This window comes from Mycobacteriales bacterium (assembly GCA_036497565.1).
In the GTDB taxonomy this organism is placed as follows: Bacteria; Actinomycetota; Actinomycetes; order Mycobacteriales; family QHCD01; genus DASXJE01.
Map to the genome: position 1 here is coordinate 1 of DASXJE010000278.1, position 8,973 is coordinate 8,973.

Here is an 8,973-nt window from a genome sequence, read left to right on the forward strand (position 1 = left end):
GAGAACCGCCTGCACCAGCAGGGTCGGGCTCTTCACGAAGAACTCCAGCTGGTCGAGAAGGTCCCGCCAGGTGAGGTCCTCGACAGCGATGGCCGGCTGCGGGCCGGTGGCGTTGACGACCAGCACGTCGACGGCGCCGTACCGACTCTCGATGTCGGAGACCAGGCCGCGCACTCCCTGCTCGTCGGTGACGTCGGCGGCGAAGACGTCGGCGCGTCCGCCCGACTTCTCGATCCCGGCCGCGACCTCGGGCGCTGTCGATGATCCGGCGAGGTCGTTGACCGCTACTGCATATCCTTCGGCACCCAGTGCCCGGGCGATATCCGCGCCCAGTCCGCGTCCGGCGCCGGTCACGAGGGCGACGCGGTCGGCCGGCGGCTCGGTCACAGCTCTCCTGGCCCGGCATAGGTCATGCCCATAGCGTCCCGCACCTCGTCGAGCGTGCGGTCGGCGAGGTCGTTCGCGCGCGCATTCCCCAGCTCGAGAATCCCGTGCAGGTAGGCAGAGTCGGCCGAGAGGGCGGCCCGCCGCTGCCGAAGCGGGCGGAGATGTTCGTTGACCGCTTCGGTGACGAGAGCTTTCAGCGCCGCGGAGCCGCGGTCCCCGAGGGAATCGGCGAGGTCCGTCGGATCCGCGTCGGTGCACAGGGCCGCGATGAGCAGCAGGCTCGCAACCTCGGGACGCTGCTCAGGGTCGTAGGTGATGGTCCGCCGGGCGTCGGTCCGGGCACGACGGATCAGCGCCGCCGTCTGATCCTCGGTCGCCCGCAATTCGACGGCGTTGCCGCGGCTCTTGCTCATCTTGGTGCCGTCTACGCCCAGGAGCACGGGGGCGCTGGTGAGCAGCGCGTGGGGCTCGGCGAAGACGGTGCCGTCGCCGTACCGCTCGTTGAAACGCCTGGCGATCAGCCGGGTGGTTTCGACGTGCGGAAGCTGGTCCTTTCCCACCGGGACCAGGTTGGCGTGGCAGAAGAGGATGTCGGCAGCCTGGTGGACCGGATAGGTCAGCAGCAGTCCGCTGAGCGCCCGTGAGCCCGTCGCCGCTGCCTCCGCCTTGACGGTCGGGTTGCGGGACAGCTCAGCGGCGGTGACGAGGCTGAGGAATGGCAGCATCAGCTGGTTCAGAGCGGGAACGGCGCTGTGGACGAAGACCGTGGCGGTGTCGGGGTCGATGCCGGCGGCGAGATAGTCCAGGAGCAGTTCGCGGACGTTCGTGGAGAGCGCGCCGACACCATCCCGATCGGTGATCACCTGGTAGTCGGCGATGACGACGATCGTGTCGACGCCGGCCCGTTGCAGGCGGACCCGGTTCACCAGCGTCCCGAAATAGTGACCGAGATGGAGGGCACCGGTGGGCCGATCGCCGGTGAGCACCCGGAAGCGGTCCGGGTGGTCGGAGATCTCGTTCTCGAGGTGGGCGCTGCGTTTCGCCGACGCAGTGAAGGAATCGCTTGCGGTGATAGTCATGGAAGGCTCCCGGATCGGGGAGCTACCTCCGGTGTCCGTCAGCCGAAACCAGCCGCTCTCGAGCCACCCGGAGGCGGCTCGGGACAAGGTCGGGTCAGGGCCGCCGAAGAGACGGCGACCACCAGGTACGCGGTGCGAGCGGCATACCGGCAAGGATAGTCATCGGCCGTTTCCGGCGCGACGATATTGCGCCGATCTCATTGCCCGGGCCGACGGAGCATGAACCAGTTGGGTACGCCGAGCACAGCGGCCTCGCCGCTGACGGTGTAGCCGTGCCGCTCGTAGAACCGCACGTTCTCGGGCTTGTCGGTCTCCAGATATCCAACCTGACCGGCGGCATCGAGCCGGGCGCAGTATTCAGTCATCACCTGGGACCCGATCCCTCGACCCTGCAACGTCGCATCCACGGCAAGCGGACCGAGGTGCGAATGCGGCTCATCGGGGTCGTGCTCGGCCCAGATCCCGAGCCAGGTGTTGACCCGCCGGCTCGTTCCGGCGCCCATCAGCAGCAGGCCTGGAAGAAACCGGAGGCGCTGGCCCGGCGAGGGCTGGCACGTACCCGCCGGGGCGACACCGGATACGGCGACGAGCGACGTCCCGTCGACAGCGCAGAGCGGTTCCTGCCTGCTGAAGACCCGGAAGAACGTGCCGAACATCTGCTCCAGCGAACGCCGGCGTCGGTCGGGGTCGGCGCCGAAGGCCGCGAGGTGGACCGGGTTGTCGCGCATCGCGCGCGCCAGCAGCGCCACGGCGGCGCCCGTCTGCCCGCCCTGCAGTGCTCTGACCTCGATCACGAGAATTCCCTCCGCGCCGCGGCGCTGCTGCCGACCAGATCTCCTAGGAGCACGATCCTCTCCGATATCCGTCGCGGTGACGACATCACATGCCAGGTTGTACCGTCACCGTATGCGGGTGGTCATCGCGGGTGGACACGGGAAGATCGCCATGCGGCTGGAGCGTCTACTCGCCGCCCGCTCGGATGACGCCGTCGGCCTGATCCGCAGCCCCGACCACCGCGACGACCTCCGTGCAGCCGGGGCGGAGCCGGTGCTGTGCGATCTCGAGGCCGCCGGCGTGGACGAGGTCGCCCGACACCTCGCCGGCGCCGATGCCGTGGTCTTCGCGGCCGGTGCAGGCCCCGGTAGTGGTGCCGCACGTAAGGAAACCGTCGACCACGGCGCCGCCGTACTGTTCGCCGACGCCGCGATGCAGGCCGGTGTCCGACGTTATCTGCTGGTGTCGTCGGTGGGCGTGGACACGCCTCCGCAGGCCGGGACCGACGAGGTGTTCGCCGCCTATCTGCGGGCGAAGAAGGCCGCCGAGGTCGATCTGCTCGCCCGCGACCTGGATCTGACCGTGCTGCGTCCGGGCAGTCTCACCGACGCGGCCGCTACCGGTCGCGTACTGCTCGCACCGCCGGCCGGTCACCGTGGCGAGATTCCCCGTGATGACGTCGCCGCCGTATTGGTCGCGCTGTTGGATGAGCCGCGCACCGCCGGACTCGTGCTCGAACTGGTCGGTGGCGATACGCCGGTCGCCGACGCGGTGCGGGCACTGCGGCAATGAGCTCAGGGACGATCAAGTCATGACTGAGCGGAAGCCGGCCGGGATGAGCTTCGAGACGTGGATCGACGTGCAGATCCGGGAAGCGATGGACCGCGGAGAGTTCGACAACCTGCCCGGCGCGGGCAAGCCCATCCCCGATCTCGACAGGCCGTACGACGAACTGTGGTGGATCAAGCAGAAACTGCGGCGCGAGAAATTGTCGTTCCTGCCGCCGACGCTGGCCCTGCGTAAGGAGGCCGAGGACGCGGCGGCCTCGGTCGTCGCGGCGAAGTCGGAGACCCAGGTACGCCAGATCATGGCCGACATCAACGAGAAGATCCGCGAGGCGACCCGGAAGCCGACCTCGGGACCGCCGCTGAATCTGATGCCCTTCGATGTCGAGCGGGTCGTCGCCGACTGGCGCGATGCCATCCGGCGGAGGGCCGCGGCCGCACCGGTCGAGCCGAAGGTCACGGAGGTCGTCGCATCCACGCCGCCGAGGTGGTGGCACCGGCTGGCCGGTCGGCGCTGCACGAACTGAGTGTTCAGAGCCGCACAGCTGCGCTCAGATCACGGCCGGGGCTCGCTGGTCGTCGAGGAGGATGAACCAGACGGCCTTGCCGATCGGGCGAAGCCGCACACCCCAGGCGGTGGCCAAGGCGTCAATGACCTGCATTCCCCGGCCGCCGGTCACGTCGAGTGAGTGGGGTCGGATCACGGGCCGGTCGGGGTGATCATCGACGACGGAGACCTGCACACCCCATCGGGCGCCGTGGACCATGACGGCAATGGGCGGGCTACCGTGCCGCACCGCGTTCGTGACCAGTTCGGAGACCATCAATACCACCGCGTCCCGCGCCGACTCGGTGATGGCTGCGCACTTGTCCTGGACGAAGTCGCGGGCGCGACGTACTGCGGACGGCTCCGCGCGAAGACGCAGCACCGATGACGTCGGTCCGTGCGTGCCAGCCATCCAGGGTCTCCTCCACCGGGTTGGCTAGTCCAACCCTCAAGGCGGGTTTACCCCGGAATGGTGGCCACCGAACCGGCAATCTGTGTCGCCAGCGAACCATCTGCTCCCGTCGGTCGGCCTGGACCGGACACCGTGGGACGGACCGACAGCCCGTGGCAGCGCGAGGAACGGACGTCAGCCGTCGCCCTCCACGGCCATCTCGCCGAGCCGCGACCAGTCGTCCTGCGGAATCGTCATGTTGAGGATTCGAGGCGTCTCGGCGAGGTGCGGAGGGAGCGTCTTGCGGGCGTTGGCGAAGTGCGCGGACTGCACGTGGGCGGCGCCGGCGTCATCGTCGCGGAAAGCCTCGACCAGGAAGTACTCCGAAGGGTCGTCCAGGCTGCGCGACCAGTCGAACCACAGGCAGCCGGGTTCGTTTCGGGTGGCCTGGGTGAACTCGTGCGAAATGGTGGGCCACGCGTCTGCGTCCTCGGGCCGAATGCGGAACTTGGCGGTGATGAAGATCATGAACCTCTCCCCTTTGGGATCATTCGCGGAGGCGATGAACGAGACGCGCACTCCAGAGGTCACCCTGAGAGGCGTCGAGCTCTGCCAGCGCCCTACCCTCGGCGTACGCAGCGAGCGCATCCGACACGAGCCTAGCGAACATCCACGCCTTGACCCGTTCAATGTCGACGGCGAGACGCGCACAGAACTCGGCGATCACGCCGACCCATTCGGTCACCGGATGTGCAAGGTCGCCCTTGCGGAACTCGACAAAGGACACGTGCGAGTCGGCGAACGGTGCGCCGAGGTCGACCGACCACTCATCACTGAGCCGGCGGCATACCTCGGGCAGATCGGCCAGCCAGTCACGGCCGTGGCTCACGGTGAATGCCTTCGCCCGCAGCCGCTGCGGAGTTGTGATCACGTTCCTCCGGTGTGCCGGTGCTCGCCGACGTGCGACCCTCAGCCTGCTGAGGCGGCCTCGGCCAGCAACGCTTCACGATTGGCAAGAATGAACTCCTTCAACGCCGTCGGCTTCAAGTCGATCGACGCGAGATCCTCCCCACGAAGGTCTATCCGATCTGGGTCGTAGCCACCCCGTGACGAGTCCTCGAACTCCGGCCCATTGCGGGCTGTCACATCCAACTTTGTGAGCCGGGCCACGAAGAAGTGCTGCACGGCCACGCCCGCATCGGACGGTGCGCTGAACAGGAATACGCGAGTAGCGCCGGATGCCCCGGCACCCAGTTCCTCGGCCAGTTCGCGATGTAGCGCAGCCTCAACCGAAGCGTCGGTGTCCTCCACGCCGCCACCCGGCGCGGTCCAGTAGGGGGCCTGCCCCGGCTTCGTCCGCTTGATCAACACCAGTCGATCGTGCTCGTCGATCAAGATGGCTCGGGCCGCCCGTCGTCCCAGCATGATCGCCGGTTGCTCCGTCACGGCTGCAGAGCTTACGACGGGGCCTCGGATCACCGACGTACCGGATAACGCATATGGAGCACCCCGTCGCCTTGGATGATCAAGTCGGGATCCTCGAGCATCAGCCGGCCATCGAACGTCCCGAAGTATGGCTTCCCGCGGCCGAATACGACCGGCACGATGTCGATCGCCACGTGGTCGACGAGCCCCAGCGACAGGGCCTGCCCGCCGATCTCACCCGCGCCCACACCGATCTCCCCATCGCCGGCCAACTCCTGTGCCCGCGCGATTCCCTGCTCCACCGAGGTGGCGAAGTAGTACGGCGCCTCCGGATGCCAGCCAGGCGGCCTCGGTCGGTGCGACACGACCACGACGTGGTCGCTCGCGGGCGGGTGACCCTCCCAGCCGTTGGTCAGGTCGAATTGGTGCCGCCCGATGACCAGCACCTTCTGACGCGACCACAGGCCACGCACGTAGTCAGCCGACGCCGCAGAGACCCGGAAAGGCGCGCCACCGTGCACATCGGCGTGGTCGTCCTCGACGAGGGGATGGTCCCCTGCGAAGTACCAATCGTGCAGCGGCCCCACGTCGTCGTGCTCATCGGCGATGAACCCGTCCGCTGAGGCCACTGCATGCACGTACGTCGTACCCATGCCAGCTGCTCCTTCCGACGCCGGTGGTCACCAGCCTCCCCCGAACCGCAAGACCGGCAAACTCTGGGCGGAGGTCAGGGACGTGCGGCTTGCTTTGCGAGACGGACGAACACTTTCGTGAGCTCGCTCGGCTGTCGCCTGGCGTCAGTAATGGCGACAACGCGACGGAACGGAGCCTGCTCATCGCGCAGCTTGAGCACCGCCACGCCCTCGGGCAGTGCCCGGCTGACCAACTGGGGGACCAGCGCGATGCCTATGCCCGCCGCGACGCAGGCGAACTTCCCGATCCAGTCGGCGACCACGATCTGGGACTGTGGGCGGAAGTCATCAAGGCGGTGCGCGCGCAGCAATGCGTTCTCGTCGGTGTCCGAGCCGGTGATGAACGTGTCGCCGATGACCTCGCGCAGAAAGACGGCTCGCCTGCGGGCGAACCGGTGGGCGCGTCCGACGGCGACCAGGAGGTGCTCGTCGAGCAGGTGCGTGCAGTCCAGACTGGCTGGCACCCCGTGCCCGCCGGGGCCATCGGTCACCACCGCGACGTCCATGTCGCGCCCGTGAACGTGCTCGATCAGTACGGGAGTCGTCGCCTCGATCAACGACAGTGTCGTGTCGGGCCGGTCCTGCTGGAGGGCGTTGAGAGCCGCGGGGATGATCCCGGCGACAGCGGTCGGAAAGGCACCGACGGTGATGTGGCCGAGGGCACCCTTCCGGACTCCGTCGAACTCACGGCGCAGTTGATCATCATGCGCCAGGATCGCGTCTACGTGCCGCAGCAGACGCTCCCCGTACGGCGTCGGCCACACACCGGCCGGCCCACGCTCGAGCAGCGGTATTCCGTACTCAGCTTCCAAAGCGGCGATGTGACGGGAGACAGCTGACTGCGTATACCCAAGCGTCCGTGACGCCTCTCCGAGGGAACCGCAGCGCACGGCCTCCCGGAAGACCTCGAACCAAAGCATGCGCATGCTGTCCATGCTAAAACGGCATGAGCTACATGCCAAACACTCGCTACCCGAATGCCCTCGAACGCGCTTCCATTGAGTCACAAACGAATGGAGGCAGATGTGCGATACAGGTTGCTTGGATCATCCGGCTTGCGGGTCTCGGAATTTGCCTTGGGCACGATGACCTTTGGCGAACCCAGGTCGTGGGGTATCGACGAACGCACCGCCAGACTCATCCTGGACAAGTTCGCCGAAGCCGGCGGCACGTTCGTCGATACAGCGAACATCTACGCCGACGGCAACGCCGAGAGAATCCTCGGTGACTTCCTTCGGTCGGACCGCGATCGGTTCGTGGTCGGCACCAAGTACACGCTGCAGACGCGGCCCGGTGACCTCAACTCGGCCGGTAACCATCGAAAGAACCTGGTGCGGTCGGTCGAGGCCAGCCTGCGCAGCATGAACACCGAATACGTCGACCTGCTGTGGGTGCACACCCGCGAGGCATGGACGCCGGTGGTCGAGGTGATGCGTGCACTCGATGACCTGGTCCGTTCCGGAAAGGTGTTGTACGTCGGTGTCTCCGACTGGCCCGCCTGGGAGGTCGCGGAAGCCAACACGGCCGCGGAACTACGCGGCTGGTCGCGGTTCGTCGCCCTTCAGTCGCGGTACAACATGCTGGAGCGGACACCGGAAGGCGATCTGCTCCCCATGGCCGAGGCCTTCGACCTTGCCGTTGTCGCGTGGGGTCCGCTTGCAGAAGGAAGGTTGACCGGCAAGTACCGCGAAGGGGGCCAAGGTCGGCTGCGTGACGACGCCGCAGAGGGGATTTTCCAGCACAGCTGGTCCGGTCCGGACGAGACGGTAGATCTCGTCGTCAGGATCGCGGCCGACATCGGGTGCACTCCGGCGCAGGTCGCGATCGCGTGGCTGGCTGCCCGTCGCGGCAACATCATCCCGCTGCTTGGCGCGACGAGCCCTACTCAGCTGGACGAAAACCTCGCAGCCGCCGGCATGCGCCTCGACGACGACCAACTCCGCGTACTCGACAAAGCCAGCGCACCCGCACTGGGCTTCCCGCACGACCTGCTGCAACGCGAAAACGTCACCAACGGCACGTACGGCGACCAATGGAGCCTCGTCGACGACCGGAGGACGACGCGCCGCCGCAGCACCCACCTCTGAGCCACCATCAACCGTGCCGGGTCGGCCGATAGCTCAGCACCTGCGTGTCGCGGTCGAAGGTCCGGGCTTCGAGCAGCTCGAGGTCGAAGTCGTCCACATTGTCGAAGATCCGGTCCACGCCGGTCGTCCCCGCGATCACTGGGAAGACCGTCACCTCGATGGCGTCGATCAGACCGGCGTTGAGCAGCGCGCGGTTGAGCATCAGGCTTCCGTGGGAGCGCAGCGGCACGTCGGATTCGGCCTTGAGGCGCGTGACCACCTCGACAGGATCGCCCGACTCGATGGTCGTGCCTGGCCAGTCGAGCGGCTCGGTCAGCCGGCTGGAGAGCACCGTGACCGGGGAGTCGAACATGCGCGTGATCCAGCCGTCGAACAGGCTGCGGTCGAAGCCTGCGGTAAGGAACGGCGCGTTGGACGAGTAGGTGTTGGCCCCGAGCACCATGCGCAGCGGGTCGCGGTAGGCAGTGGCACGGTGCGCAAGGAATTCGGGGCCTTGCTTGCCGAAGTAGCCGCCCCAGTCGCCCTTGTGGTTGGCGAAGCCATCGAGCGTGGAGAAGATGTCGAAGGTGTACGTGGCAGTCACGGTGTCTCCTCGCGGAAAGTTGGTCGCGCCGCGCCTTGTGGCGGCCTCACCCCTACTACGAACATCGCCGCCCCGATCGGACACGCCTCCCGAGTTTCTTTCAAACTTGCGCAGGATCACCAGCGGACGAGCTCTGGGGTGCATAAGTGCAGGTCGGGGGCGGAGGGCGTGGGATTCGAACCCACGAGGAGCTTGCGCCCCTAGCGGTTTTCAAGACCGCCGC

General features: G+C 67.3%; 13 protein-coding genes. 3 read left to right on the plus strand and 10 right to left on the minus strand.

Translation table 11 applies throughout. The features are described from left to right. From VGH85_21790 to VGH85_21800, 3 genes are all read right to left on the minus strand, one after another. A partial coding sequence (locus VGH85_21790) for an SDR family NAD(P)-dependent oxidoreductase (GenBank protein ID HEY2176450.1) occupies positions 1-387 on the minus strand: 387 nt, incomplete at its 3' end. Beyond that, positions 384-1,466, minus strand: a complete 1,083-nt coding sequence (gene trpS / locus VGH85_21795; GenBank protein ID HEY2176451.1) for a tryptophan--tRNA ligase — start codon at positions 1,464-1,466, stop codon at positions 384-386. The genes VGH85_21790 and trpS, both read right to left, overlap by 4 nt. A 197-nt stretch (positions 1,467-1,663) precedes the next feature. Next, on the minus strand, positions 1,664-2,260 hold the full coding sequence (locus VGH85_21800) for a GNAT family N-acetyltransferase (GenBank protein ID HEY2176452.1): 597 nt from the start codon (positions 2,258-2,260) through the stop codon (positions 1,664-1,666). A gap of 112 nt (positions 2,261-2,372) precedes the next feature. Here VGH85_21800 and VGH85_21805 point away from each other — a divergent pair, with 112 nt between their 5' ends. Together VGH85_21805 and VGH85_21810 are read left to right on the plus strand one after the other, a co-directional pair. After that, the gene (locus VGH85_21805) at positions 2,373-3,032 is read left to right on the plus strand and encodes an SDR family oxidoreductase (GenBank protein HEY2176453.1); all 660 of its coding nucleotides are present in this window, start codon (positions 2,373-2,375) and stop codon (positions 3,030-3,032) included. A gap of 19 nt (positions 3,033-3,051) precedes the next feature. Then, positions 3,052-3,552 (plus strand): DUF1992 domain-containing protein, encoded by a 501-nt coding sequence (locus tag VGH85_21810; GenBank protein ID HEY2176454.1) that lies wholly within the window; start codon positions 3,052-3,054, stop codon positions 3,550-3,552. A 24-nt stretch (positions 3,553-3,576) separates the two neighbouring features. Here the strand turns inward: VGH85_21810 and VGH85_21815 are convergent, their stop codons facing one another. The 6 genes from VGH85_21815 to VGH85_21840 form a co-directional block, all read right to left on the minus strand. Then, positions 3,577-3,984 carry an ATP-binding protein gene (locus VGH85_21815; GenBank protein HEY2176455.1) on the minus strand — a complete coding sequence of 136 codons (408 nt, stop codon included), beginning with the start codon at positions 3,982-3,984 and terminating at the stop codon, positions 3,577-3,579. Positions 3,985-4,158: 174 nt separating this feature from the next. Then, positions 4,159-4,491: a putative quinol monooxygenase gene (locus VGH85_21820; GenBank protein HEY2176456.1), complete on the minus strand. Its 333-nt coding sequence runs from the start codon at positions 4,489-4,491 to the stop codon at positions 4,159-4,161. Positions 4,492-4,510: 19 nt separating this feature from the next. Then, positions 4,511-4,894 carry a hypothetical protein gene (locus tag VGH85_21825; protein ID HEY2176457.1) on the minus strand — a complete coding sequence of 128 codons (384 nt, stop codon included), beginning with the start codon at positions 4,892-4,894 and terminating at the stop codon, positions 4,511-4,513. A gap of 38 nt (positions 4,895-4,932) precedes the next feature. Then, positions 4,933-5,409 (minus strand): NUDIX domain-containing protein, encoded by a 477-nt coding sequence (locus tag VGH85_21830; protein ID HEY2176458.1) that lies wholly within the window; start codon positions 5,407-5,409, stop codon positions 4,933-4,935. Between the two features lie 29 nt (positions 5,410-5,438). Further along, positions 5,439-6,041, minus strand: a complete 603-nt coding sequence (locus tag VGH85_21835) for a dihydrofolate reductase (GenBank protein ID HEY2176459.1) — start codon at positions 6,039-6,041, stop codon at positions 5,439-5,441. Between the two features lie 74 nt (positions 6,042-6,115). Further along, positions 6,116-7,015 carry a LysR family transcriptional regulator gene (locus VGH85_21840; GenBank protein HEY2176460.1) on the minus strand — a complete coding sequence of 300 codons (900 nt, stop codon included), beginning with the start codon at positions 7,013-7,015 and terminating at the stop codon, positions 6,116-6,118. A 150-nt stretch (positions 7,016-7,165) separates the two neighbouring features. Between VGH85_21840 and VGH85_21845 the strand changes: the two genes are divergently transcribed. Continuing rightward, on the plus strand, positions 7,166-8,167 hold the full coding sequence (locus VGH85_21845) for an aldo/keto reductase (GenBank protein ID HEY2176461.1): 1,002 nt from the start codon (positions 7,166-7,168) through the stop codon (positions 8,165-8,167). 7 nt (positions 8,168-8,174) lie between these two features. Here VGH85_21845 and VGH85_21850 read toward each other — a convergent pair whose 3' ends face one another. Continuing rightward, positions 8,175-8,870, minus strand: coding sequence for a dihydrofolate reductase family protein (locus VGH85_21850; protein HEY2176462.1), 696 nt, complete (start codon positions 8,868-8,870; stop codon positions 8,175-8,177). Positions 8,871-8,973: the final 103 nt, after the last annotated feature.